At 49.7% G+C, this 24,889-nt stretch carries 22 protein-coding genes; 13 read left to right on the forward strand and 9 right to left on the reverse strand.

What is annotated here, in order from left to right:
* The first annotated feature begins 12 nt into the window (after positions 1-12).
* From PRU_RS14860 to PRU_RS14880, 5 genes are all read left to right on the forward strand, one after another.
* A complete protein-coding gene (locus tag PRU_RS14860) occupies positions 13-570 on the forward strand; it encodes a hypothetical protein (RefSeq protein ID WP_224083000.1) in 558 nt (185 codons plus the stop codon).
* 88 nt (positions 571-658) lie between these two features.
* Entirely contained in the window at positions 659-1,030 is a 372-nt protein-coding gene (locus PRU_RS14865; protein ID WP_041386427.1) for a hypothetical protein, read from the forward strand.
* Positions 1,027-3,372 carry a hypothetical protein gene (locus PRU_RS15515; RefSeq protein ID WP_013064262.1) on the forward strand — a complete coding sequence of 782 codons (2,346 nt, stop codon included), beginning with the start codon at positions 1,027-1,029 and terminating at the stop codon, positions 3,370-3,372. Before PRU_RS14865 ends, PRU_RS15515 begins: the two co-directional genes overlap by 4 nt.
* A gap of 36 nt (positions 3,373-3,408) precedes the next feature.
* Entirely contained in the window at positions 3,409-3,891 is a 483-nt protein-coding gene (locus PRU_RS14875; RefSeq protein WP_013063064.1) for a YcbK family protein, read from the forward strand.
* Positions 3,892-3,949: 58 nt separating this feature from the next.
* On the forward strand, positions 3,950-5,800 hold the full coding sequence (locus tag PRU_RS14880) for a helix-hairpin-helix domain-containing protein (RefSeq protein WP_041386429.1): 1,851 nt from the start codon (positions 3,950-3,952) through the stop codon (positions 5,798-5,800).
* Here the strand turns inward: PRU_RS14880 and PRU_RS14885 are convergent.
* Together PRU_RS14885 and PRU_RS14890 are read right to left on the reverse strand one after the other, a co-directional pair.
* Entirely contained in the window at positions 5,779-6,921 is a 1,143-nt protein-coding gene (locus PRU_RS14885) for a glycosyltransferase family 4 protein (protein ID WP_041386431.1), read from the reverse strand. The two genes, PRU_RS14880 and PRU_RS14885, sit on opposite strands and share 22 nt — an antisense overlap.
* Before the next feature lie 7 nt (positions 6,922-6,928).
* Positions 6,929-7,312, reverse strand: coding sequence for a GtrA family protein (locus PRU_RS14890; protein ID WP_013065338.1), 384 nt, complete (start codon positions 7,310-7,312; stop codon positions 6,929-6,931).
* 80 nt (positions 7,313-7,392) lie between these two features.
* Between PRU_RS14890 and PRU_RS14895 the strand changes: the two genes are divergently transcribed.
* From PRU_RS14895 to PRU_RS14905, 3 genes are read left to right on the forward strand one after another with little or no spacing between them, the layout of a single operon-like run.
* A complete protein-coding gene (locus PRU_RS14895; protein ID WP_013064083.1) occupies positions 7,393-8,169 on the forward strand; it encodes a polysaccharide deacetylase family protein in 777 nt (258 codons plus the stop codon).
* A gap of 19 nt (positions 8,170-8,188) precedes the next feature.
* The gene (locus PRU_RS14900; RefSeq protein WP_013064394.1) at positions 8,189-9,136 is read left to right on the forward strand and encodes a glycosyltransferase family 2 protein; all 948 of its coding nucleotides are present in this window, start codon (positions 8,189-8,191) and stop codon (positions 9,134-9,136) included.
* Positions 9,120-10,247, forward strand: a complete 1,128-nt coding sequence (locus PRU_RS14905) for a glycosyltransferase family 87 protein (protein WP_013063235.1) — start codon at positions 9,120-9,122, stop codon at positions 10,245-10,247. The genes PRU_RS14900 and PRU_RS14905 overlap by 17 nt, the downstream gene beginning before the upstream one ends.
* Here PRU_RS14905 and PRU_RS14910 read toward each other — a convergent pair.
* Entirely contained in the window at positions 10,193-11,398 is a 1,206-nt protein-coding gene (locus tag PRU_RS14910; protein WP_013065402.1) for a glycosyltransferase family 87 protein, read from the reverse strand. The two genes, PRU_RS14905 and PRU_RS14910, sit on opposite strands and share 55 nt — an antisense overlap.
* A 101-nt stretch (positions 11,399-11,499) precedes the next feature.
* On the opposite strand from PRU_RS14910, the gene PRU_RS14915 reads away from it, so the two are divergent.
* Genes PRU_RS14915 through PRU_RS14925 form a run of 3 tightly spaced genes read left to right on the forward strand, consistent with a single transcriptional unit; the run spans position 11,500 to position 14,177 of the window.
* Positions 11,500-12,546 (forward strand): pyridoxal phosphate-dependent aminotransferase, encoded by a 1,047-nt coding sequence (locus PRU_RS14915; RefSeq protein ID WP_041386433.1) that lies wholly within the window; start codon positions 11,500-11,502, stop codon positions 12,544-12,546.
* 19 nt (positions 12,547-12,565) lie between these two features.
* Entirely contained in the window at positions 12,566-13,294 is a 729-nt protein-coding gene (locus PRU_RS14920; protein WP_013065005.1) for a phosphocholine cytidylyltransferase family protein, read from the forward strand.
* 1 nt (position 13,295) lies between these two features.
* The gene (locus PRU_RS14925; RefSeq protein WP_013064231.1) at positions 13,296-14,177 is read left to right on the forward strand and encodes a glycosyltransferase family 2 protein; all 882 of its coding nucleotides are present in this window, start codon (positions 13,296-13,298) and stop codon (positions 14,175-14,177) included.
* Here the strand turns inward: PRU_RS14925 and PRU_RS14930 are convergent.
* Positions 14,174-15,007 carry a LicD family protein gene (locus PRU_RS14930; RefSeq protein WP_013063417.1) on the reverse strand — a complete coding sequence of 278 codons (834 nt, stop codon included), beginning with the start codon at positions 15,005-15,007 and terminating at the stop codon, positions 14,174-14,176. The two genes, PRU_RS14925 and PRU_RS14930, sit on opposite strands and share 4 nt — an antisense overlap.
* Positions 15,008-15,113: 106 nt before the next feature.
* Here PRU_RS14930 and PRU_RS14935 point away from each other — a divergent pair, with 106 nt between their 5' ends.
* A complete protein-coding gene (locus tag PRU_RS14935) occupies positions 15,114-16,088 on the forward strand; it encodes a lysophospholipid acyltransferase family protein (RefSeq protein WP_013065734.1) in 975 nt (324 codons plus the stop codon).
* Here the strand turns inward: PRU_RS14935 and PRU_RS14940 are convergent.
* The 5 genes from PRU_RS14940 to dgt form a co-directional block, all read right to left on the reverse strand.
* On the reverse strand, positions 16,085-17,965 hold the full coding sequence (locus PRU_RS14940) for an LTA synthase family protein (RefSeq protein ID WP_013064971.1): 1,881 nt from the start codon (positions 17,963-17,965) through the stop codon (positions 16,085-16,087). The genes PRU_RS14935 and PRU_RS14940 overlap by 4 nt on opposite strands.
* Positions 17,962-19,695 carry an LTA synthase family protein gene (locus PRU_RS14945; RefSeq protein ID WP_049769203.1) on the reverse strand — a complete coding sequence of 578 codons (1,734 nt, stop codon included), beginning with the start codon at positions 19,693-19,695 and terminating at the stop codon, positions 17,962-17,964. The genes PRU_RS14940 and PRU_RS14945 overlap by 4 nt, the downstream gene beginning before the upstream one ends.
* Before the next feature lie 61 nt (positions 19,696-19,756).
* Entirely contained in the window at positions 19,757-21,583 is a 1,827-nt protein-coding gene (locus tag PRU_RS14950; protein WP_013064344.1) for an ABC transporter ATP-binding protein, read from the reverse strand.
* A 19-nt stretch (positions 21,584-21,602) separates the two neighbouring features.
* On the reverse strand, positions 21,603-22,937 hold the full coding sequence (gene miaB / locus PRU_RS14955) for a tRNA (N6-isopentenyl adenosine(37)-C2)-methylthiotransferase MiaB (protein WP_041386435.1): 1,335 nt from the start codon (positions 22,935-22,937) through the stop codon (positions 21,603-21,605).
* 19 nt (positions 22,938-22,956) lie between these two features.
* Positions 22,957-24,294 carry a dGTP triphosphohydrolase gene (dgt, locus tag PRU_RS14960; RefSeq protein ID WP_041386952.1) on the reverse strand — a complete coding sequence of 446 codons (1,338 nt, stop codon included), beginning with the start codon at positions 24,292-24,294 and terminating at the stop codon, positions 22,957-22,959.
* 151 nt (positions 24,295-24,445) lie between these two features.
* Here dgt and dut point away from each other — a divergent pair, with 151 nt between their 5' ends.
* Positions 24,446-24,883 (forward strand): dUTP diphosphatase, encoded by a 438-nt coding sequence (gene dut / locus PRU_RS14965; protein WP_013063840.1) that lies wholly within the window; start codon positions 24,446-24,448, stop codon positions 24,881-24,883.
* Positions 24,884-24,889: the final 6 nt, after the last annotated feature.

Consider the following 24,889-nt stretch of genomic DNA (forward strand, 5'->3'; position numbering starts at 1 on the left):
ATTAAAAAAGTTATGTATTTAAGTGAAGCAATTAAAGCAATGGAGATGAACCTCCGCAGCACATGTATGATGCTGGAGGCTGTAAGAAACAATCAAGTGGACAAGGCAATAGATTATGACTGGCTGCCGATGCAGGACCATCTGGCCTTGTGTATTCCAACGATTACTATTAGCGAGGAATCAAGTGTGGAGGACTGCTTAAAGTACCTAGGTCAGCTGTACAAAGGGCTTACCAAAGCTATGGCCCACTATAAGAAGGGCAATCGTATAGTAGGAGATGTGGATCGCAATGTAGTGTATATGGTTGACATGCTGTATGGGTTAATAGGGCACCAGTTTAACGAGGACTATGTGAACTGTGCCAGAGAGTGTGTTAAGGCATATAACCAGACACCTATCGATCCTAACGAAGAAAAGAACGATGAGAACGCTCGTATCTGGCGACGCAAGGTGCTTGATAAGTTCGGTGTTATCCTGAAGAAGTACGATATCGACATTACCGAAAAAGGTGAGTGGAGTATCAGAGAGGGGTATCTGGTGGAATGGTTAGATAGAAAGTACTGGAAATAAACAATTTTGAGTTGAGGTGAGGAGGATATTCTCGAGTAAATGGCCAAAGAATCCGAAACTTCTTCTCGCTTTAAAACTCAAAAACAAAATGAAAACAAATAACAAATTAAACAAGACCGTAACTGTTAACGGCATGATGGCCGTTACAAAGAGTGATTTAGAAATGGATTATGTGCAGTTTTTGCCTGATAATCCGAGTATAGGACAAGTGGAGGCTTTTCGTGGTCGTGGATTAGGTCAATTGTTGACCAACGGATCATTTGAGTTTGTGAGAACCAAACGATTGCGCCATAAACCTGAATTCAAAGGTGGTTACGCCAGTTTGTCGTTTGGCGCAGATGGCAATGATCGCGTAACTTTTGTGGTGCCTAACGAACTGCGCGCCCAGTTGCCAACCATCCTGCGAAAGGGTATTTGTCCAATCATTAAACACCTGCAAAAGAAAGGATTTAGTAAATGATTTACCGTATCATAAATAAGGGTAAGAAGTTTGCTTATCTGGTAAAGAATCGTGAAGATTTCTTGGCGCTTAGAAACACCAAGGAGAATCTGGAGAACTTAGCCAAAGCGCGCAAAGGCGATGAGAAAGCTAAGGCCCAATTGGTGCAGTTTGCCTACAATATCGGTGTGCTAAAAAGTTCGGCTTTGGCTGGTTGCAAGAGCATTGGTAGCTACTTTTTTCATGATGTGGATTGCTACGATGCTGAACAGAGTGCAGCGATTGCAAAGCAGATATTGGCCAAGAAGGATGAGATTGGCTTGATGATGCTGGAGAAAAGTGCGAGTGGAGGATATCATTTGGTTTGTAAGCGCCAGCCTGGTACTACTCTTCTCGAGAATCAAGTGCGCATTGCGACCATTCTGCAGATTGAGATGGATACTAACGTGCATGATTTGCAAAGGGTGGTCTATTCGACTAGTGGTGATGAAAAAGATTTACTTTATCTTGACGACGAGCTGTTTGGTGAACCGATGACGGTTGAGGAGTGCGAGGCGGAATATGCTAGATTGAAAGAGCGTGAACGTAAAGGTGAAGAGCAGGTGCCGGCTGGGGCTAAGAAGGCGAGGAAGCACTATAAGCCTTGGACTGAATTATTAGCAACGGACAACAGGACTAACAGGTCTGATTCTGCTGCTGAAAATACTACTGAAGAAAAAATCCTAAAGTCCTGTAGTCCGTTGCAAAATAAACCAATCGATGAAAGGGTAAGGTTTGTGATGGAGGCGGTTTTGAAGGCGAAGGGGCTGGAGAAGTCGGACTTTACGGATATTGGCGGTAGGCATAATGCGGTGAAGATATTCCTGAGTGGCTGTAACCAGTTATTAAGTAAGGAGGAGGCAAACGGAGCTTTGGCGGAACTGATGCCCGAACATTGGGCCGATGCGAATGTACAGAAATGCCTGAGTGATTTTTATGCCAAGTATTACAATCCTGAACGAAAACTGAATAAGGATGAAGAGGCAATATTTACGAAGAGTAGGAGACTGGGGGATGATAAAGAATCAGAAGTGAGTGATCGTTCTGCTCCTATTCCTCCTGAGATGCCGGCAAAACTGCCGAAACTGATTAAACTACTTACCAAGAATACCCCCAACCAATACAAAGCTGCGGTGGCGCATGCGGTGTTTCCATCGCTTGGAACACACTTGAAAGAAGTGGAGTTTGAGTACACCGATTACGTGAAGCATGAGGCCACGCTGATGAACTGTCTGATGGCGCATACGGGCGCAGGTAAAGGCTGTATAGATGAGCCCATCCGCCACATTATGGCCGATATTAAAGCCCGCGATGCCGAGAACACCCGACGTGAAGCCGAATGGAAAAAGGATTGCCAAAAGAAGGGCGCCAATAAGGACAAGCAGGTTCGCCCCGAAGGACTGGTGATACAAGAGATTGATCCCGATATGACCAAGCCTGCATTGGTTACCCGTATGGACGAAGCTGAAGGCCACTTTGTATATGTAAAGCTGAACGAGATTGACCTGTTTGAGCAGCTGAAAGGTCAGACTGGCAAGCAGCATTTCCAGCTGATGTGCTTGGCTTTCGATCCAGGTGCTGAGTTCGGTCAAACACGTATCGGTACACAGAGTGTAACTGCCAGACCTAAGTGTAGGTTCAACTGGAACGCCTGTACTACCATCCAAAAAGGTCGTCGCTTCTTCAGTCGTGTACTCACCGATGGTCCTATCAGCCGAATTAACTTCTGTACCATCCCTGAGATGGAAATTGGAGCTGAACAACCTATCTATGGCAAGTACGACGAGGCGTTTGATGCTGAGCTGAAAACGTATATCGACAACCTTGTGTCGGCTCATGGTGTGGTGGATTGTCCGCAGGCATTCAAACTGGCTAAAAAGCTACAAGAGGAGTGCGCTGAATTTGCCCGATTGTCGCAGGATGAAACCTACTGGAACCTGTCGCATCGTGCCATTGTGATAGCCTGGTTAAAGGCCTGTGTGCTGTATGTGGCCAATGGCTGCCAATGGGAAAAGACGATTGAAGATTTTGTCCGTTGGAGCCTGCAGTACGATCTGTGGTGCAAAATGCAGTTCTTTGGTGAGGACATTGAAAAAGCCAACCAAGAAGGCGAGCGCATAGGAACTCGAGGCCCTCGTAATCTGCTGGAGCTGTTGCCTGATGAGTTTAGATTAGAAGATATTCAGCGTGTGCGCATCAAGCAGGGTATGTCTGGTGATAAACATAAATGCGGTCAGATGATTCGTCAGTGGGTTCATCGCAAATATGTGTTACAGGTGACAGATGACAGTTTTGTTAAGAGCGAAAAGTTTAGGAAACGTTAAACATTAAACATTAAACATTAAAGATTAAACATTAAAATGGAACAGATAGTACAATTGAATAGTAAAGCAAACCTCTCCGAGCACTTCTTGCTCGGGGAGTTCACCAGGAGTAAGTATCCTGAAGTGTATAACATCCCTAGTCATGAGGTTATAGCCCATTTGAAGAACCTCTGCACTTGGCTGGAGGTTTTGCGAGAGAAAGCCTCGCAACCTATCATCATTAACTCGGGTTATCGATCGCCGCAGTTGAATCGGAAGGTTGGTGGAGCACCCACTAGTAATCACTTAACGGGATGCGCTGTAGATATTCGTACTTCGGGGTATGAACAGGCGATAGTGTATGCGGCCATCCTCATCAATTATGCTAAAGAATCGCAGCAGGAGTTTGATGAACTGCTGATAGAGAAGCGCTCGGCTTTGCCGCTTGGCTCGTCCAAGAATCGCTATGGTGCCGTGTGGCTGCACTTTGCGGTTAGACCGAAAGATAATCGGCATAAAGTGAATTTTTTGACTACATGATGTAGTAATTCCGAAGAAAGTAGTAATTTTGCAATCGAAAAATTATTTATCTAAATTAATGAGACGAAGAATATTATTACTATTCATCATACCTGCATTCCTGCGCGTTTTTGCGCAGGAATCGCATGGATGGGAGACGTACTTGAATCAGGTGATGACGGCTGAGGATGCGGCATCGGAGGGGTGGCAGCAGACGTACGATCTGCTGAGCGACCTGGTGCAGCACCCCATCAACATTAATACCGCCACACGTGAACAGCTGGAGGCCATCCCCTTTTTGTCGGCACAACAGGTAGAGGAGCTGATGGCCTACCTGTACCGCTATGCACCGATGCAATCGACTGCCGAACTGCGTATGATGACACTGTTGACACCTGCCCAGCGCGAACTGCTGAGCTACTGCGTTTATACAGGTGATAGCAAACCCAAACGCTACTTACACCACGAACTGACAGCCACCGCCAAGCTGCCACTAAGCAACGGGCACTGGTTTCGCTACCAGCTGCAATATGGCGACCGGCTGAAGGCGGGGCTGGTGGGTGATTTGGATGCTGACGAACCCTTTATGAAGGGCCCCAACCGATGGGGATACGACTACTATGCACCGTATGTGCAGCTGAACCACTGGGGACGTATAGAGACACTGGTGCTGGGTAGCTACAGAGTGAGCATGGGTATGGGCTTGGTGATGAACAACAGCTTTAGTTTAGGCAAGATAGCCATGCTACAGAACTTGGGGCGCAGCACAAACACCTTGCGGGCACACGCCTCGAGAACGGAGAACGCACTTCAAGGTGCAGGTATAACCCTGAAGTTAGGGCGCGGTTGGCAGACTACTGCGTTTGTGGGGTATGTGCCGATGGATGCCACGCTGAATAAGGACGGTAGCGCACGTACGATACTAACCACTGGCTACCACCGTACGGAAGCCGAAATAGCTAAGAAATATAATTTGCACGCCCTGAAAACGGGTGGTAGTGTGCGTTATACGGGACATGGACTGCACATAGGGCTGAACGGGCTTTACGTGCATCTGGACCGGCCGCTGCAACCTAACACCAAACAGCTATACAACCTGTATAAACCGCAGGGCAGTAGTTTTGTGAACATGAGCACGGACTACGGCTATGCCAATAGCAAATGGTCACTGAACGGTGAAACGGCTGTGGATGGGCACGGGCATATAGCCACTATCAACAGTGTGAGCGTGGCGATGGGTAGTAACCTGACGCTGATGGCACTGCAGCGCTATTACCAGTACCGTTATACCTCGCTGGATGCACAGAGCTATAGCGATGGGGGCAGCGTGCAGAACGAAAGCGGCGTGTATGTGGGAGCTACCTGGCAGCCATCCTCTAAATGGCAGGTGGCGGCTTATGCCGACTGGGCTTACTTTCCGTGGGTAAGGTACCGACAGCAGGCGGGTACTTACACAATGGACTATCTGCTACAGACAACCTATACCAGCAGCCGCTGGAAACTGAGCGGCAGGTACCGACTGAAAGCCAAGCAACAGGAACACCGCACCAGACTGGCAGCTGAATACAACTGGGACTGCGGCTTGGGTATGCGCACCCAGCTGGATGGCAACTATGGTGCGGATGGAGGAACGGAGATAGGTGCTATGCTGAGTGAGAGCATGGCCTACACTTATAAGTGGTTGCGACTGAACGCTGGAGCGGGCTATTACCATACGGATGGTTATAATAGCCGACTGTATGTGTATGAGAACGGACCGCTATATACCTATGCCATGCAGCAGCTGTATGGCGAGGGCGTACGTTATTGGCTGATGCTACGCGCTAATGCAGGAAAACACTTGCTGCTGACTGCCAAAATGGGCGTAAACAACAACTTTGAACGCGAATCGAAAACGGATATGATGCTTCAGCTGCGGCTTAAGATCTGATGATAGAGCTGATAAACCTGGCCGGCGACATCGGTGCCAGCGAAACGCTGCACATAGGTCTGGCTGCGCTGGATGCGGGCCTCGCGATGGGCTGAACCAATCAGCGAGCGGCGGATGGCATTGGCCATACCTAACACATCGCCTGGCGACACATAGATGTTGTCGGGGCCGCCAGCCTCTTCGAGACAGGAACCGCTGCAAGCCACTACTGGCAAACCGCAACGGATGGCCTCGATGATAGGTATGCCGAAACCCTCGTAAACACTGGGATAAACAAACACTTCGGCCATAGCATAAAGGGCGGGCAGGTGCTCGTCGGGGACACCATGCAGGATACGTACACGCTGCTGCAGGTTCTGACGCTGTGCGTAGGCCATCACCTTATGGGTGTAATCGGTGGGGCGGCCGATGATGACCAGCGACACATCGGAGGGCAGATAGAGCAGCGCCTGAACGGCCTGCAGCACATTCTTGCGCGTTTCGATAGAACCCACATTCAGGATGTAACGCTGGGGTAACTGGTAATGCTGGGCTACCTGCTGCAGCACGGCGGCATCGGTCTCGGCACCGAAACGCTGGGCACAACTCTGGTAGATGAGCGAGATTTTCTCGTCGGGTACCTGACCGTACTGGATGATATCGTGCTTGGTACGCTCGCTGATGGCAATGATATGGGTGGCCTCGCGCAGGGTGCGACGGAACTTCCAGGTGTAGAGCTTGACATCGATGGGATTGTAAAACTCAGGATGGCGCAGGAATATCAAATCGTGGATGGTAACTACGCTGGGGATGCCGCTCTGACTGATGCCAAGGGGCAGTTCGCCCGATAAGCCATGATAGAGCTGGATGCCATCGCGCTTAAGATCGGCTACGATACCCTTGGTACGCCAGTAGGCGTTGCCCAACGGCCATCGTTTGTTGGCAAACTTAAATGCTACATTGGGGCGCTCTATGATTTGGTTGCGCAGAGGGGCGCGACCGGCATCTGGGGCATAGAGGCTGAGCTGCAGGGGATACTGGGCCAGATCGTTGACCAACGTGCGGCCATAGGCACCAAGGCCTGTGCCGTTGCGAACAATGCGCTTGGCATCGAAACCGATATGAAGGGGCGTGTTACTCATGATAATACTATTGCTTTTTAAAGTGCTTGAATACAAAACGAACCATGATGAAATTGGCGGGCACAGCGATGGCCAGTACTGCCAATGGGGCCACAGCACGACTGAGACCCAACCACAGGAAGAAATTGAACAGCACGATGTGCAGCACGTAGTTGACTGCATGGGCGCCGCCAAAACCTATGCCGTTGCGGGCTGAGGTTTTTTCGCGGAAGGTGAAGTGGGCCGACAGGTAGTAGTTGACTAAGAAACTAACGATATAGCCCACCGTATAGGCAATGTTAACCTCGATAAAGTGCTGCAGCAACCAGTACACACCGTAGTGGATGGCGGCGGCAGTGGTGCCCACAATACCGAAGCGAACAATCTGACCAAATGTTTCCTTTTTATCCATGAACATGAAATTTTGGTGCAAAGATACAAATAATTCGGTATAATTGTGTACCTTTGCACCAAATTATACCAATTATTATCATGATACTATTGAGTTTTGATACCGAAGAGTTTGATGTGCCCCGCGAACATGGCGTGGATTTTACATTACAACAAGGTATGGAAGTTTCGAAGGAAGGCACGCGCCGCATATTGGACTGCTTGAAGCAGAACGGCGTGAAGGCTACCTTTTTTTGCACAGGCAATTTTGCAGAGAATGCACCCGAACTGATGCAACGGATTATGGACGAAGGGCACGAGGTGGCCTGTCATGGCGTGGATCACTTTGAGCCGAAAGAGACTGACTTTGCCCGATCGAAGGAAATAGTGGAACGGGTAACCGGACGAACGGTGTACGGCTACCGACAGCCACGTATGTTCCCCGTGGTGGAGAGCGAAATAAAGCGTGCGGGCTATCGCTATAACTCGAGTTTGAACCCTGCGTTCATTCCCGGCAGATACATGCATCTGACTGAACCCAGAACCTGGTTTATGAAGGATGGGGTGATGCAGATACCGGCTTCGGTAACACCGCTGATACGATTCCCGCTGTTCTGGCTGGCACTGCACAACCTGCCACAGAGCGTGTACCACTGGCTGGTGAGAAGGGTGCTGAAGCACGATGGCTACTTTGTGACCTACTTTCACCCATGGGAGTTTTACGACCTGAAGGAGCACCCCGAGTTTAAGATGCCCTTTATTATCAAGAACCACAGCGGACGTGAGATGGCTGGGCGACTTGACAAGCTGATAAAGATGCTGAAAGCCCACGGCCACGAATTTATAACTTACACGGAATTTACTGACAAGCAACTATAAGATAACAACAAACGAATGTATGAAAACGGTAACAATTATACTGCCTGCCTATAACGAGGAGTCGTCGTTCGAGCTACTGAAAGAACGGATGGGCGAGGTGCTGAAACAGAACCCGGACTACAACTGGGAGTTTCTGCTGGTAAACGATGGCAGTAGCGACCATACGCTGCAGCAGATGATGCGACTGCACCGCGAAGACCTGCATTACAACTATCTGGACCTGAGCCGCAACTACGGCAAGGAGATAGCGATGATGGCTGGTTTTGACTATGCCAAAGGCGATGCCGTAATAGTGATGGACGCCGACATGCAGCACCCGATAGACGTGATACCCGAGATGCTGCAATACTGGGAGCAGGGTTACGACGACGTGTATGCCACCCGACAGGACAGTAAGGAGAGTTGGCTGAAGCGTAAGACATCGCACTGGTACTACGAGGTGCTGCAATCGGTTACCAAGGTGCCCATACAGAAGGATACCGGTGACTTCAGACTGCTGGACCGCTCGTGTGTGGAGGCCTTGAAACAGATGCGCGAAACCGAACGTAACACCAAGGGTATGTACTCGTGGATAGGATTCCGCAAAAAGGGCATCGGCTACAAGCAGCTGGAGCGACAGACGGGTGAGAGCAAATGGAGCACACGCGCGCTGATGCACCTGGCACTGAACGGTATCATGTCGTACACCACCGCACCGCTGCGACTGGCATCGGTACTGGGACTGATCGTATCGTTTGCGGCTTTCCTGTATCTGATATACATTATTGTGATTACCAATTTGTATGGCGAGCCGGTTCAGGGTTATCCTACGATGATGGTAACGATACTCTTCTTAGGTGGCATACAGCTGCTGAGCTTGGGCATCCTGGGTGAGTATGTGGCAAAGATTTTTAATGAAGTGAAGGGCCGACCGGGCTACTTCCTGAACTCGTATAATGGCGAACGAAACCATGTGGCAAAAAATTAAGCATATCAAAAACAAAGAACAGATATTATTTTGGTTGGGACTGATTATCATGGTGGCAGCAACTGCCATCGAAACGCTGCGTGGCAGGGCCAGCAACTACTATGTGTATAGCGATGCCACCAGCATGTTCTGGCACGGACTGACACCTTACACCCAGCAGTTTATTACCGACCATGGGCGCTATTTTCTTTATACACCCGTGTTTACCACCCTGTATGCACCTATCCTGCTGCTGCCCAAATGGTTAGGGCCGTTTGCATGGAACGGCATGCTGTATGCCCTGATGGTAACGGCCATCAGAACGCTGCCGGGCGAGGTGAACAAATACCGCACTAAGATTTTCGGATTCCTGCTGTTGCTGATAGTGCAGGGCACCTTCTGTTTTCAGTATAACCTGGTGGTGTGCGCGCTGTTCCTGTTGGCCTTTACGCTGCTGGAGCGTAACAAGCCGCTGTGGGCGGTACTGCTGATTATGATTTCGGCTACCACTAAGATTTATGGCGGTATAGAGTTGGCGCTGCTGTTGTGCTATCCCAAAATGTGGCGTAACCTTGGCGCTGCGGTGCTGATGGGCGTGGGATTGCTGTTGCTGCCAGCCTTGAACCCGATGTTTGAGCACCCGCTTGACCTGTACCGACAGATGGGCGAGATGCTGACACAGCACGGCGATTCGGGTACCTGGGCAGGACTGCTGTTTGCACCCGTACTGCGCGATGTGCTGCTGCCAAACATGCGAGCCATACAGTTGGGTGTGCTGGCCGTATTGGCTGCCATCTTCTTCTGGAAGTACCGTTTGTGGAACAATTACAGATTCAGAGTAACGGCCTTAGCAGTGATGATGGGCTACGTGATACTGTTTAGCGACAGTCCGGAAACACATACGTACCTGATTGCCTTGGCTGGCTACCAGATGGTGTTCTGGTTGCAACCCAAACGTACCACGATAGACTGGGTGATATTCTGGCTACTGTTCGTAAACTTCTGCATCTTCCCTGTAGATGCACTCTGTCCTGTAGCAGTATATAAATTCTTCCACAATAACTTCTGGTTTGATATCTATTGCATGACGCTGGCCTGGGTGCGCATGGTTTGGGCTGTGGTGAAGGCATAATCCTTGGTGAGCATCTCGTAAATGAGCTTAAACCAGATGATAGCTACAGGCAGGGCCTTGAGCGAATAGGGCTTGATGAGCTGGCTCCATACTACCTTTGGAAAGAGGTCGGATGGCGACATCGACGTGATGATAAAGGCGAAGATGATGAGTGCCAGATCGCAGCGGTTGCGCTGCCAAGGACTGGTGAGATACCAGATGGCTACACCGGGCATGGCGATGATGTAGCTGTACGACTCGGAACCGGTGCTGAACAGCACAATCGTCATGAGCGCTGAGGCTACGGCTGCCAGGCGGAACCCCTGATGGCGATACTGATCGAGTCGCAGATAAGGCAGAGCGAAGAGAATGGCACCAGGCAGGATAAGCCAGATATCGTTGTAACTGGCGATGCCTGATATCTTACGTACCATACCCAATAGTGAGATGTTCTGACCGGCGGCAAACTGGTTGAGGTCGTTCTTATGTACCAGCACATCGTACCAGGCACCGTACTGGCCGCACACGTAATCGAACCCGAATACGAACATGGGCAGTACCGACAGAATGACCATCCAGGCTACAAACCAGCCTAAGAACTGGCGCTTATGGTGCGAGAAGGGGAAGAACGCCAAGCCCGCAATACCGTAGATTTTGGTGACAGTGCCCAAGGCGATGAGAAACGCCGCCCAGCAATCCTTCTGCTTCTGGGTGAGGTAATAGGTGAACAGGATGCAGGCTAAGATGAGACTGTTGCTCTCGGAATCGAGTATGCAGGTATAGGCTTCGACGGCCACAAACCACAGGATGAACAGCTGCTGACTGCGGGTGAAGAACGACTGGCGTATGCTCCAATAAGGCACAAACGTGATGAGCAGCATCCAGATCAGTCGGCCTAACTGATAGGGCAGCACTGCCATGGGTGCCATGAGCAGCGGGAAGAGCGGTCCGTATAGAAAATAATTACCATCCTCGGGGTAGATAATATACAGTGGCATTTGTTGCCAGGCATGCCAGAACGAGTGGTAGAAGATGGAATAATCGAGGTCGAACTTACCCTTGAGCCAAATGCGCAGCCAAGGGATGATGGCCATGATGAGCCATACGAAAAACACGACACGAAAGTCGGCCAGATAGTGTTTAATCTTAGAGGTTAATACAGATAGTTTCATGATCAAAAGGTAAATAATTCTTTGCAAAGGTATAAAAATTTTAGTAGTTTTGGTATAAAAAGCTAAAAAAATTGTAACTTTGCACCCAAATAAAATAAATTATGGAGAAGGAAATGAATTTTCTGGATAGAAATGAGTTTAATTTCGAACCCAGTGAGAAGGTGGTAGAAGCTATCCGCAATTTTGACCCAAAGACATTGTGTTTTTATACCCGCATTTACGATCAAGGCAAGAAAAGCGTTGTATCGGTAAAGTTGAGCGAGATATACGGCGTACCCGAAGAGCAGGTACTGCTGGCTTATGGTGGTGAGGACATTCTGAAGAATGCCATTCACTACTACCTGATGAAAGGCGACAACAAGAAAATACTGATACCCGAATACTCATGGTGGTACTACAACAAGGTGGCTGCTGAGTGCTACGGTACCTTTGAGATGTACCCCCTGCACGAACAGGAGGATACCTTTGCCTATGATGTGGATGAGGTGATAGAATATACCAACCGCATTCATCCCCGTATGCTGCTGTTGGCATCGCCTAACAACCCCACGGGTAACTGCTTGACACCCGAGGAGATCGGACGTATCATGGAGAACATCCCCAGCGATACAATGGTGCTGATAGATGAGGCTTATGCCAGCTTTATTACCAGCGATACCGACTATATCGCACCACTGGTAAACAAATACCGCAACCTGATTATATCGCGTACGCTGAGTAAGTTCTACGGACTGCCCGGACTGCGTTGTGGCTTTGGCTTTATCGGTGCCGGACACGATCATTTTGTAAGCTATATCAACAAGTACTTGGGTTACAACCGCTTCTCGGAGGCTGTGGCTTTGGCTGCGCTCGATAGCGATGAGCACTACCGTAAGGTGGCCGACGATATGGAGTGGGGCCGACAGCTGTACAAGAAAGCACTGGGCGACAAGCCTGGCTTTAAGGTGTATAAGAGTGTGGCCAACTTTATCCTGATAAAATATCCTGTAGAGATTAAGGAGGCCCTGCAGAAGGCGCTGGCCGACCAGAACTACAAGATTAAGTTTATGAGCGATAAGGGCCTGGAGGAGTGTGTGCGTATTACCTTGGGTCGCAAGGAGCAGACACAGGTTGTAGTGGATACCATACTGAGAGTAATTGAACATTGACCATTGACCATTGAACATTATGATAGGTGTGATATTGGCGGCGGGAATGGCCAAGAGACTGCGCCCGCTTACTGACGAGAAACCCAAATGCCTGCTGGAGGTTGGTGGTAAAACGCTGTTGCAGCGTACGGTTGACGCGATGATAAGCGCCGGCGTAAAGGAGTTTGTGGTAGTAACAGGCTATCGCGAAAACATGATTCGTGAATTCCTAACTGTCAATTATCAATTGTCAATTATCAATTATATCGACAACGTCGATTTTGAGCATAACAACAACATTTTCTCGTTGTGGCTGGCCATGCAGAAACTGCACGGACAAGAGGTGCTGCTGATGGATAGCGACATACTGTGCGATCCAGAGGCTGTGCGCCGTGTGGCCCGTAAAACCAACCCCGCCTTGGCCATGCAGCAGCACGAGCTGGGCGAGGAGGAGATGAAGATTGTGGTTGACGAGGCCGGACGTATTACTGAGATAAGCAAAACCTGCAGTCCTGCCGACGCCATTGGCGAGAGTGTGGGTATCGAGAAGATGACACCCGCCTATACCGAGGCCATCTATCAGGAACTGCGCAAGATGATATTGGATGAGAACCTGATAGATATCTTCTACGAGCGCGCCTTTGAGCGACTGATTCCACAAGGACATACGTTTGAAGTGGTAGATACCACCGACCTGTTCAGTTACGAGCTCGACACCCCCGAGGACTTGGAAAAAGCTTCGGCTGCATTACCAAAAGAATTGTATTAATATGGATAAACCTCTGTTCTCGATATTGATCCCTACCTGGAACAACCTGAAGTTCCTGAAGATTTGTGTGGATAGCATCCGCAAAAACTCGACGTATCCGCACGAGATTCTGATTCATGTGAACGATGGTAGCGACGGCACGCTGGAGTGGGTAAAGGCCGAGGGACTGAAATATACGCACTCGCCCGAGAACATCGGTGTGTGCTTTGCACTGAACGGTTTGCGCCCATTGGCCACCACCGACTACATACTGTTTATGAACGACGATATGTATGTGTTGCCCGACTGGGATAAGAACCTGTACGAGGAGATAGAGCGTATCGGACATAAGATGTTCTTCCTGTCATCTACCCTGATTCAGCCACGCCCATTCTTCTGTAAGAGCGTGATTGCACCAGCCGACTTTGGACAGACCGTAGAGACCTTTGACGAACAGAGACTGCTGAACGAATATAAGAACCTGCCACACTACGATTGGAAGGGCGCTACATGGCCACCAAACGTGGTGCATAAGGATATCTGGGACTTGGTAGGCGGCTACTCGATTGAGTATTCGCCAGGCATGTATAGCGATCCCGACTTCTCGGCTAAGCTGTGGAAGGCGGGTGTAAGAATCTTCAAAGGCATTGATAAGAGTCGTGTGTACCATTTTGAGGCACGCTCAACCCATCGCATTGTGAAGAACGATGGCAGTACGCAGTTTCTGAGAAAATGGGGCATCACATCGGCATCGTTTATGCGCGATGTGCTGCAGCGCGGCGAACGCTGGGACAGCCAGAACGACACCAGTGCCGCCCTGAAGAAAGACCTGACAAGAAGTAAGCTGAAGAAAGCCCTGACGATATTCCGTGATGTGAAAATCAAGAATATCTGGGAGGATTAACCCTTCATATTGGCACGCTGATCATCGTACTGGCGATAGGGCAGCTGATAGTCGAGATAATGAAAATCGTGCTGTCGCTGTTCGTCGTGCTTTGGGATGGTCATATAATCGCCGTATTTGGTAGCCAGGTAGGTATCGAAATGCTCAACGCCCATAAACGTGATATCCTCGAACTTGATGGGTGTGGGTTGACCTAATACAGCCTTGTTGATGATGCCGTTCTTGCCATCATCGTAATCGGCTATCAAATCGCACTTGTCGTAATCGTAGTGCATCATAATGCGGCGCATCTTCTGCTGCACATAGTGGTTGGTAAACAGCTTCTGGCACAGCAAAGGCACTACGGCACTGAGATCCTTACCATGTTTGAACGGATCGCGGTGGATGTAGTAGATAACACGCTTCCAGAACTCGTAGCGCGCAAAGTTAAGGCGCTGCAACAGTTTGTTGGCACAAACACCATCCAAGGGGAACACATCGATATACAAACCACCGATATAGTTGATATGCTCGCGTTCAATCAGCGTGGTGCTGGCATCCTGGATTTTACCGAAGGGACCTGGGTAGTTGGGATCGGTCTCGGCACAAACGGCCTCGAATGGCTTGGGCAGCCACTCGTGGGCATGAGCCATCAGTGTGTCGTAATCCTTACGGGGCATGGCGATATCCATATCATCATCCCAGGGAATAAAGCCCTTGTGGCGCACTGCACCCAGCATGGTGCCTGCCCAGAGATAATAGCGCAGGTTGTGTTCCTGACATACTTTATCGACGGCCTGAAGAATCTTCAGGATGTGGAGTTGAAGGGGACGGATATCGTAACTTGCCATAAAACTATTGTTATTTGTTTATATTTCGTGGCAAAGGTACGCAAAAAACTGCATATTTCAATAAAAACGCTTGTGAGATTGCAAATAATTATATAATTTTGCATCCATGAAGGTTCTCTACTATATTGTTTTAGCCGTTTGGTATGTGTTCTCATTACTGCCATTACGTGTACATTACTTCATCAGCGACCTGCTGTTCTGGTTGCTGTATGGCGTATTGGGCTATCGTAAGAAGGTGATAAGAAGAAACATCAAAGAGTCGTTCCCCGAGAAAACTGATGACGAGAGATACAGGATAGAACGCGGATTCTACCACTTTTTCTGTGATTACATCGTGGAGAGTGTGAAACTGATGACGATGACACCCGAGAACCTGAAGCGCCGTATGGTGTTTAAGGGGGTAGAGCAGATTGATGAGGCTATCAATTCGGGGCAGTCGTGCGCCGTGTATCTGGGGCATCTGTGCAACTGGGAGTGGATAACATCGTTGCCACTCTGGATGAAGTCGGACGCGCAATTAGGACAGATTTATCATCCTATCGAGAATAAGGATTTCGACCGCTTGTTCCTGCGCTCGCGCCAGCGTATGGGAGCCGTTTGTATCCCCATGCAGGATACGCTGCGAAGAATGGTGGAGTACCGCAGGGCTAAGCAGCCTATCGTTATCGGATTTATCTCGGACCAGAAGCCCCATTGGGTGAATATCCACCACTGGATAGATTTCCTGCATCACGATACACCCGTGCTCACTGGTACTGAGCGTATTGCCAAGAAGATGAATTATGCGGTGTTCTTCATGGATGTGCGTCGTGTAAAGCGTGGCTACTATGAGGCCGAAGTGATTCCTATGACCCGCGAGCCACAGCAGCTGAAGGATTACGAACTCACAGATATGTACTTTGATTTGTTGGAGAAGAGCATCAAGCGTGCGCCTGAGTTCTGGTTGTGGAGTCACGACCGCTGGAAGCGTACACGTGCTGAGTTTAACGAGCGTTTCGAGGTGATCGACGGTAAGGTGATAGCTAAGGATCATCCCGACAATAAGCCCGCGCCTCCCAAGAAACCTTGGTATAAGTTCTAAAGCAACTTGTTTTTGGTCATGCGCATCATATATTGTTGTATGATGGCTTTCAGCTCGCGTTCCATCTGCGCCTGCTGAGGTACCTTGCCCTTCAGGTTGTGCTGCATCAGACGGTCGGTTAACTGGTAAACACCCTTGGTTTGTTTGCCGTCGAACTGAAGCACATAACCGTATTTAGCGTACTGATAAATGCCGTTGAGGTAGTTAACCGCCCACGTATCGTTGGTGGGCGTGCTGAGCACGTCGATACCAAAGGCCATATAGGGCTTAGAGTAGCCTAACATGCCTAAGATGGTGGGCATGATATCTATCTGCTGGGCAATCTTCTCTTCCATTCGGCCTACAGGCTGCGAAGGATCGTAGATGATGATGGGCGAACAGAATCCACCCAGATCGCTCTGATATTCAGCGTGGTCGCTCTGGTTGGTATGGTCGCTGGTAAGCACAAAGATGGTGTTATCAAACCAAGGCTGCTTACGGGCGGTGGCAAAGAACTTGCCAAGGGCCATATCGGTATAGCGGATGCACTTCTGGATGGGCAGATGCTCCTCGGGGAACTGTGCCTTATACTGCTCGGGGATGGCGAATGGATGGTGACTGGAAGCTGAGAAGATAGCTGTCATAAACGGCTGCTGCATCTTACTCATCTCCTCAGCATAATACTGGAAGAAAGGCTCGTCCCAGATGGCCCAGGTACCATCGAAATCGTTAGTGCCACGAGCAGCCTCGTATTCGGTACGACCGTAATAACGCTGGAAGCCCGTCTTCTTGGCAAAGGCCTCGAAGCCCATCGAACCATTCTGGGCCCCATGGAAGAAAGCTGTCTGGTATCCCTCGTTACCCAAGATGCCAGCCAGACCGGTATAATCGTTCATCGAGGCTGGGGTGAGGAAGAACGGCTCAACAAACATAGGGATGCTGGAGAGGATGCTGGGCATGCCGTCGATACTCTTTCGGCCGTTACAGAAACTGTAGCGGAAGGTGGTGCTGTGGGCAATGAGCGAATCAACACAAGGGGTATAGCCCTTGTACTTTCCGCCTTCCAAATCGTGATTGAGTGCACCGATATACTCGCGACCAAAACTCTCGATAATCAAAACAACAACGTTCTTTTTTACCAATGTATCGGTCTGGGCTTTATGCTGTGGGGTGTAGATAGCTTCTAATTCAGTCTCGCTCTGATAATAGTTGGGCACAGTGAATACGCTTTTGCCAATGGTGCGGATGAGCGAGAAGGGGGTGTTGAGCACCAAGGCGGCATCGGTAGGATGCTGGGCGTACTGGTTGGCATTTGATACGGTGATGGGGCGAACGGCTGTGGTAAAACCACCGCGCATGCCGGCAATACTCAGAGGTGCGATAAGCAGCAAGCTGGCTAAGTTGGCTGCATGCTTGCGTCGGGGTAGGGCATATAGCTTGTAAAGGGCTATCATCACTACTACAAACAGCAGTACCAGATACCAGTGGTTGATGAACTCGGTGCCAAAAATGCTACCTAAGTTGCCCTCGTTCGAGAACTCGCCGAACACCGTTGTAGTGGTGCGGCGCATGGTGTATTGGAAATAAACCGCATCGCCTAAGTTGATGGCTAAAGCAAGACCGTTGATGATGAGATACAGCCACTTAAGGGCTTTCTGACCTTTCAGCGTAAATGCCCCAACGGCTATCATCAGCACCACATAAAGCGCATTGGTATAAACAATGGCTGAGGTGTCGAACAAGAGTCCGCCACAGAATACATCACTGTTATAATGGAGCAGTTGGGCGTTTTCGAAGAAATATGCCAATCGGGCTATCTGGTAAACCACATAGACTAACAGGATGTTCCAGATAACGGCCACGATAGGGGCGTAGGGCTTGCTGAGAAGATGTTTCATCGTTGATTTAAATCTTTTGTAGCGGCTTGCAGAATGGCTTGGGCAATAGTGATATCGCCCTTACCTGTGGTAACACGCTGACTGTACAGGTCGAATACCGTCAATCCCGTACTATCTACCATCGAATATCCTTCGGTAAAGGTATGCATGGCCACGGGGTGGGTATAGGTGCTGCTGAGCACATCGCGACTAAACGTGTAATCGCTATGCGACAGACCTAACTGGGCTAACAGCGTAGCGGGCAGGTCGGTCTGATTGCAGATGGTATCGATACGGCGAGGCGCTTTTACGGCGCCGCCAACCCAAATCATCGGGATGCGATTGCGTAGCGGATGCTGTTCGTCGTACGCTTTGTAGTTGATGCCGTGATCGGGCAGCAGCACAATCAGCGTATTCTTCCAGGCCTCTGTGCGGCGCAGTTTGGTTACGAAATCGCCAATACACTGGTCGAGATAATAGAAAGCATTCAGAATCTCGTCGTCGAAATGCTTGATGGGCACATCCCAAGGCTCATGACTGCTCAGCGAAGAGTAGCCAATGAGATAAGGCGATGGGAGGGTGGTGGCCATATCATACAGGGTGCCGAAGGTGATGTCATCGCGTACACCCCATTCGGCTGATTTCTGTTCGGCTGTTGTATAGTCGGCCTTCCAGGTAAGCTGGTCGAACCCGCCGCTAATCAGATAGCTGCGCATGTTGGTAAAATTGATGTCGCCACCATACAGATAGTGGGTGTTGTACTGCTTCTCGTCGCGTAGCGAACGGGCGATACAAGGCAGGGTGCGCGATTTGGCGGGCAACTTCATTACCGACGTGTTGGGGAACGAGGGGTAGCCGCTATAGGTACACAGGGTGCCGCGATCGGTGCGCCATGAGTTGGCATAGCAGTTGGTAAAGTAAACACCTTCGGTAGCCAACTTGTTGAGGTTGGGGGTGATATCCTGGCGACCGCTGAGTTCGGTAAACTCACCGCCGAGACTCTCCATCAGTATCACAATGATGTTAGGGGTTGGGGTGTTCAACAGGGTATCGCTATCTACACTCTCGGTGTTATACAGCTTGTTGATAATCTGTTGGCAGTCCTCGTCGCTCATGTAGTTGTAGCTCTCTACCTCGCCCGTTTTCTCTAGCGAAGCCAGGAAACTGAAAACGGGATTAACAGCCGAGTGGTTGAGGAACTGATTCTGTGAATAGTACACCTGACCGATATTGGTGGTTGATTCGTCTAAGCCACCACGAATACCGATAACTATCAATGGTGCCATGACCAGGAAAGTAACCAGGCTGATGACTGCTGTTTTGAGTGAACTCTTCAGTGGGCTGGTGCCTTTCAGACTGCATAAGGCGTTAGCATAACCCTTATAGATAATTACAGCCGTAACTACTAATGCTACGAATCGCCAGATGAGATAGACGATAGAGACGCTGGCTGTAGCCTCGTTGGGTGTTTCGAGATACTGCAGGCACGAGGCATCGAGCTTGAATGCCCAGAAGGGATAAAGACTGGTGTCGGCCACAAAAGCCAAAGCAAAGGCGATGGCTATCAGGGCGTAATACCCTTTCAGAATGCGGAACAGCCATTGGCCTGTGTACCACATGCTGACGATGGTGGCGAGAAAAGGTACAATAAAGAAATAAAGGGCTGTTGATAAGTCGAGCGACAGTCCGTGCTGTACCACCTGCCACATATCGATAAACACGAACTCGTGTCCCTCTCGGCAGAAAAGCATAAATGCCAACTTGGCCAAGACGAACACAAGAACCGTCCAGAGGTACGTCTTTATCAGATAACTAACTCTGCATTTCATGTAACTTCTTGTAATAACCGTCGATATTCAACAGTTCATCGTGGGTGCCACGTTCTACTATCTTACCCTCGTGCAGTACGCAAATCTCGTCGGCATTCTTAATGGTGCTCAAACGGTGTGCGATGGCTACGGTAGTGCGGGTCTTCATCAGGCGCTCTAAGGCATCCTGCACCAGGCGCTCGCTCTCGGTATCGAGGGCCGAGGTGGCCTCGTCGAGAATCAGGATAGGTGGATTCTTCAGAATGGCACGAGCGATGCTGACACGCTGGCGCTGACCACCTGACAAACGACCACCGCGATCGCCTATATTGGTATCGAAACCGTTCTCGGATGCCATGATGAAATCGTAGGCGTTGGCAATCTTGGCTGCTTCCTCAATCTGCTGCTGGGTGGCGTTATCCACACCGAACGAGATGTTATTGCGGAACGAATCGTTAAAGAGAATAGCCTCCTGATTTACATTACCAATCAGCTGGCGCAGATCGTGAATGCCCAACTCCTTCACGTTGATGCCATCGATGAGCACCTCGCCCTCCTGAACATCATAGTAACGGGGAATGAGATCTACCATCGTAGATTTTCCGCTACCACTCTGACCTACCAAAGCGATGGTCTTGCCCTTGGGGATTACCAGGTTGATATCCTTCAATACCCACTGCTCGCCGTATTTGAACGATACGTGGCGGAACTCTATCTGGTGCTCGAAGTTAGCGATATGCTTGGGGGCTGCTGGCTCCTTAATGGTGTTCTCGGCCATCAGAATCTTATCAACACGTTCCATCGAAGCCAGTCCCTTGGGGATGTTATAACCGGCTTTCGAGAAATCCTTCAATGGGTTGATAATCGAGTAGAGCATCACCATATAATAAATAAAGATAGGACCAGAGAGTGTGTGGTTGTTGAGTACCAATACACCACCGAACCACAACACAATCACAATCATCACGGTACCCAGGAACTCCGACATAGGATGGGCCGACGACTGGCGGATGTTTACACGCATGATGTCGTTGCGATAGGCCGAGTTGATGGTGTCGAAACGCTTGTTCATCTTATCTTCGGCGCAGAAGGCCTTGATGATGCGCAAACCACCTAAGGTTTCCTCGACCTGACTCATGGTATCGCTCCAAAGCGCCTGAGCCTTGACCGATTGGGCTTTGAGCTTTCGACCAACCCAACCCATAAACCAACCCATGATGGGTACGATAACCAGGGTGAACACGGTGAGCTGCCATGAGATAAACAGCAGCATGGTGAAATAGCCTACAATCAGGATGGGGTTCTTGAACAGCATCTCGAGACTCGACATGATAGAGTTCTCAATCTCCTGTACATCGCCGCTCATACGAGCAATGATGTCGCCCTTGCGCTCCTCGCTGAAGAAACCTAATGGCAGGGTGTTTATCTTCTGGTACAACTGGTTGCGGATGTCGCGAACCACACCTGTGCGGATGGGCACGATGGTGGCCGACGACAGGAAGTAAGCACCCGTCTTCAGGAAAGTCATAAAGGCCAGGAAGAGGCCGATGATGAGCAGGGTGGTGGTAGGACCAAGATCGGCAATGAGGCTGTTAACGTAGTAGTTCATGTTGTTCATCAACACCTCCTGCGCATTTGCCCAATCCCATGCCATCAGTGCGGTTGCTGTGTCGCCATCGCCTGTCTTGAAGATAATCTGCAAGATAGGTATCAGGGCTGCAAACGAGAAGACATTCAGGATAACCGATAGGATATTGAACACTACCGATGCCACCAGATATTTTTTGTAAGGAGGTACAAACCGCCTCAGTACGTTCAGGAACTCTTTCATTTATCTATTTGACGATTTACTATTTGACGATTGCTTCGCCCAGAAGCGTGGCGCTGGTGCTACCAGTGATTCTTACGCGAACGGTTTCGCCGATATGGTGAGTACCCTTATCGAAGACTACCATCTTGTTCTGTTCGGTACGACCGCAAAGCTGCTCACGACTGCGCTTTGAGAAGCCCTCAACCAGCACGTCGAACTCCTTGCCCTCGTCCTTCTTGTTCTGGATGGCACTCATCTCGGTCTGTAGCGCGATGAGCTCGTTCAGTCTGCGAATCTTCTCCTCCTCGGGCACATCGTCGGGCAGGTGCTTCGAAGCGTAAGTGCCTGGGCGCTCGGAGTATTTGAACATAAAGGCAGAATCGTAACCCACCTCGCGCATCAGGTCGAGCGACAGCTGGTGGTCTTCCTCTGTCTCGGAGTGATAACCTACAAAGATATCGGTAGAAAGACCGCAATCGGGGATGATACGACGGATGGCATGTACGCGATCCATGTACCACTCGCGGGTGTATTTGCGGTTCATCAACTTCAAGATACGATCGCTACCACTCTGTACAGGCAGGTGGATGTGCTTGCAAACGTTGGGCACTTCGGCAATCACCTTCAGGGTTTCATCGCTCATATCCTTAGGGTGCGAAGTGGTGAAGCGCACACGCATGGTGGGCACCTCTTCGGCCACTCTGCGCAATAGGGTGGGGAAGTCGGTATCCTCGAACTTATACGAGTTTACGTTCTGTCCCAACAGGGTTACCTCCTTAAATCCCTTATCGCGCAGGTCGCGAACCTCACGCAGGATGCTCTCTACATCGCGACTGCGCTCACGACCACGGGTGTAAGGCACAATGCAGTAGTGGCAGAAATTGTTGCAACCACGCATAATACTTACAAAACCGCCAATCTTATGTCCGATGCCGATACGCTGTGGTACCACATCCTTATAAGTCTCGCTGGTAGAGAGTTCGGTATTCATGGCTTTGTGTCCCAGTTCGGCCTGAGCAATCAGGTCGGGCAGCGACAGATAAGCGTCGGGACCTGCCACCAGGTCGGCAAAGTGATTATCAAGCAAATCGCGCTGAGCTCTCTCTGCCATACAACCAAGTACACCAAGAATCATTTTGGGAGCTTCGGGATTGCTCTTCAGTCGGCGGCGACGCTCAGCATCCAGCGCTTCCAAACGGTGATAAATCTTCTGCTCGGCGTTATCTCTAACAGAGCAGGTGTTCAGGAATACAGCATCGGCCTCGTCGATGGTCTCGGTGGTTTCGTAACCAGCCATCTGCATCACCGATGCAACAACTTCAGAATCGGCCACATTCATCTGGCAGCCATACGTTTCAATATATAACTTCTTCATCATGCAAAGTATAAACAGGTTAAATAATAGGTAGCGATATACCGTTAATCTTCTGGAACACATCAAGTGCATACACATCGGTCATACCGCTGATATAATCGATAATCGCCATGATACGCGTTTCAAGGTCGGGCGCATCAATATCATACTGACTCGACACACGACTGATCAGGTGCTTAGAGTAAAAACGCTCGGGATGAACAGCGGCATTGATAAACTTCTCCATCAGCGTCTGGATAATCTGATAACCCGACAGCTCTACATCGAGTACGGGACGACTCTTGTAGATGTGCTGAACCGAGAGCTCGCAACAACGCTTATAGGCATTCTGCGGCAGGTCGCTGATATGATCAATCAAACTGCCTTGGAAATCGCCGCTCAATATCTCGTCCTCGTGCTCAACAAACACGCGTACACACTCATTCTCGAGTTTGCCAATCACGCAGGCTCGCAGATATACAATCTTTTCGTTATTATCATTTACACCTTCCTCAACAATGCGGTTCTGGATACGGGCCTGGGTCTCCTCGTCGAAGAATCCCAACAGCAACTGCATGGTGTCGGCGTGCGAAATAATTTTAAGTTTGTGGGCATCCTCAAGGTCCATAATCTCGTAGCAGATATCGTCGGCTGCCTCAACAAGATACACCAGCGGATGACGGGCATAACGCAAGGGTTCGCCCACTTCTGATTTACAAGGGATGCCTAATTCGTCGGCAATGCGACGGTAATATGTCTTCTCGGAATCAAAGAATCCGAACTTGCCTTTCTTGCCGGCAGCACTCGATGAGAATGGATACTTAACAATGCTAGCAAGTGTAGAATAAGTCATGACAAATCCTCCCGGACGGCGACCTTTGAACTGATGCGTTAACAAACGGAACGCATTGGCGTTACCCTCAAAATGGGTAAGGTCGTTCCAGAAGTTGGCACTTACCTGGCGCTGCAGGTCGTAACCGGCACCTTCGGTAAAGAACGACTGGATGGCTTTCTCGCCGCTATGACCAAAGGGCGGGTTGCCTAAATCGTGTGCCAAGCAGGCGGTGGCTACAATCTGACCAATCTCCTGAAACAGCTGGTCCTTCAGCTCAGGATGCTTCTTGGTAAGTTGGGCAGCCACATCGTTTCCAAGCGACATACCCACGCTGGCCACCTCGAGTGAGTGGGTCAGACGGTTGTGCACAAAGATACTTCCCGGGAGTGGAAATACCTGGGTTTTGTTCTGCAAACGACGGAACGGAGCAGAGAAAATCAAACGGTCGTAATCGCGCTTGAACTCTGTTCGGTCGTCGTGGCGCTCAGGATGACGATGCTCCTGACCGAGACGCTTGTTCGATATCAGTTGTTGCCAATTCATCATAATCAGGGTGCAAAGGTACGAAAAATACGCGCAGTAGCGGCATATTTCGCAGAAATTAACGAAAAAATCAAAAAATTAGTCGCCGAAAGGGTGATTTCTAAGCTAAAAGCACTACCTTTGCACGTGGATTAAAATATTATTTTAAAAGATGCTGAAAATTAAAGTCGTAAACAAAGGTCACCAGCCCTTGCCGCAGTATGCTACTGCGCAGAGTGCCGGTATGGATCTGAGAGCTAATATAGATGAACCCATCACCCTGAAACCGCTGGAGCGCCGACTCATCCCAACAGGCTTGCATATTGCTTTGCCTGTAGGTTATGAGGCACAGGTACGTCCTCGTAGCGGTTTGGCATTAAAGAAGGGTATCACCGTACTGAACACCCCAGGTACTATCGATGCCGACTATCGTGGCGAGATAGGTGTGGTTCTTATCAACCTGTCGAACGAGGACTTTGTTGTTGAGGATGGTGAGCGTATTGCCCAGATGGTGATTGCACGTCACGAGCAGGGTGAGTTCGTATCGGTAGAGGTTCTGGATGAGACCGAACGTGGCGAAGGTGGTTATGGTCATACTGGCGTGAAGTAGAATCAT

The organism is Xylanibacter ruminicola 23 (assembly GCF_000025925.1).
Taxonomy (GTDB): domain Bacteria; phylum Bacteroidota; class Bacteroidia; order Bacteroidales; family Bacteroidaceae; genus Prevotella; species Prevotella ruminicola.

What these genes read in the sequence shown, in the direction of transcription:
- PRU_RS14860 (WP_224083000.1), top strand. Translation starts at nt 13, where the DNA reads ATGTATTTAAGTGAAGCAATTAAAGCAATGGAGATGAACCTCCGCAGC.
- PRU_RS14865 (WP_041386427.1), top strand. Translation starts at nt 659, where the DNA reads ATGAAAACAAATAACAAATTAAACAAGACCGTAACTGTTAACGGCATG.
- PRU_RS15515 (WP_013064262.1), top strand. Translation starts at nt 1,027, where the DNA reads ATGATTTACCGTATCATAAATAAGGGTAAGAAGTTTGCTTATCTGGTA.
- PRU_RS14875 (WP_013063064.1), top strand. Translation starts at nt 3,409, where the DNA reads ATGGAACAGATAGTACAATTGAATAGTAAAGCAAACCTCTCCGAGCAC.
- PRU_RS14880 (WP_041386429.1), top strand. Translation starts at nt 3,950, where the DNA reads ATGAGACGAAGAATATTATTACTATTCATCATACCTGCATTCCTGCGC.
- PRU_RS14885 (WP_041386431.1), bottom strand. Translation starts at nt 6,921, where the DNA reads ATGAGTAACACGCCCCTTCATATCGGTTTCGATGCCAAGCGCATTGTT.
- PRU_RS14890 (WP_013065338.1), bottom strand. Translation starts at nt 7,312, where the DNA reads ATGGATAAAAAGGAAACATTTGGTCAGATTGTTCGCTTCGGTATTGTG.
- PRU_RS14895 (WP_013064083.1), top strand. Translation starts at nt 7,393, where the DNA reads ATGATACTATTGAGTTTTGATACCGAAGAGTTTGATGTGCCCCGCGAA.
- PRU_RS14900 (WP_013064394.1), top strand. Translation starts at nt 8,189, where the DNA reads ATGAAAACGGTAACAATTATACTGCCTGCCTATAACGAGGAGTCGTCG.
- PRU_RS14905 (WP_013063235.1), top strand. Translation starts at nt 9,120, where the DNA reads ATGTGGCAAAAAATTAAGCATATCAAAAACAAAGAACAGATATTATTT.
- PRU_RS14910 (WP_013065402.1), bottom strand. Translation starts at nt 11,398, where the DNA reads ATGAAACTATCTGTATTAACCTCTAAGATTAAACACTATCTGGCCGAC.
- PRU_RS14915 (WP_041386433.1), top strand. Translation starts at nt 11,500, where the DNA reads ATGGAGAAGGAAATGAATTTTCTGGATAGAAATGAGTTTAATTTCGAA.
- PRU_RS14920 (WP_013065005.1), top strand. Translation starts at nt 12,566, where the DNA reads ATGATAGGTGTGATATTGGCGGCGGGAATGGCCAAGAGACTGCGCCCG.
- PRU_RS14925 (WP_013064231.1), top strand. Translation starts at nt 13,296, where the DNA reads ATGGATAAACCTCTGTTCTCGATATTGATCCCTACCTGGAACAACCTG.
- PRU_RS14930 (WP_013063417.1), bottom strand. Translation starts at nt 15,007, where the DNA reads ATGGCAAGTTACGATATCCGTCCCCTTCAACTCCACATCCTGAAGATT.
- PRU_RS14935 (WP_013065734.1), top strand. Translation starts at nt 15,114, where the DNA reads ATGAAGGTTCTCTACTATATTGTTTTAGCCGTTTGGTATGTGTTCTCA.
- PRU_RS14940 (WP_013064971.1), bottom strand. Translation starts at nt 17,965, where the DNA reads ATGAAACATCTTCTCAGCAAGCCCTACGCCCCTATCGTGGCCGTTATC.
- PRU_RS14945 (WP_049769203.1), bottom strand. Translation starts at nt 19,695, where the DNA reads ATGCTTTTCTGCCGAGAGGGACACGAGTTCGTGTTTATCGATATGTGG.
- PRU_RS14950 (WP_013064344.1), bottom strand. Translation starts at nt 21,583, where the DNA reads ATGAAAGAGTTCCTGAACGTACTGAGGCGGTTTGTACCTCCTTACAAA.
- miaB (WP_041386435.1), bottom strand. Translation starts at nt 22,937, where the DNA reads ATGAAGAAGTTATATATTGAAACGTATGGCTGCCAGATGAATGTGGCC.
- dgt (WP_041386952.1), bottom strand. Translation starts at nt 24,294, where the DNA reads ATGAATTGGCAACAACTGATATCGAACAAGCGTCTCGGTCAGGAGCAT.
- dut (WP_013063840.1), top strand. Translation starts at nt 24,446, where the DNA reads ATGCTGAAAATTAAAGTCGTAAACAAAGGTCACCAGCCCTTGCCGCAG.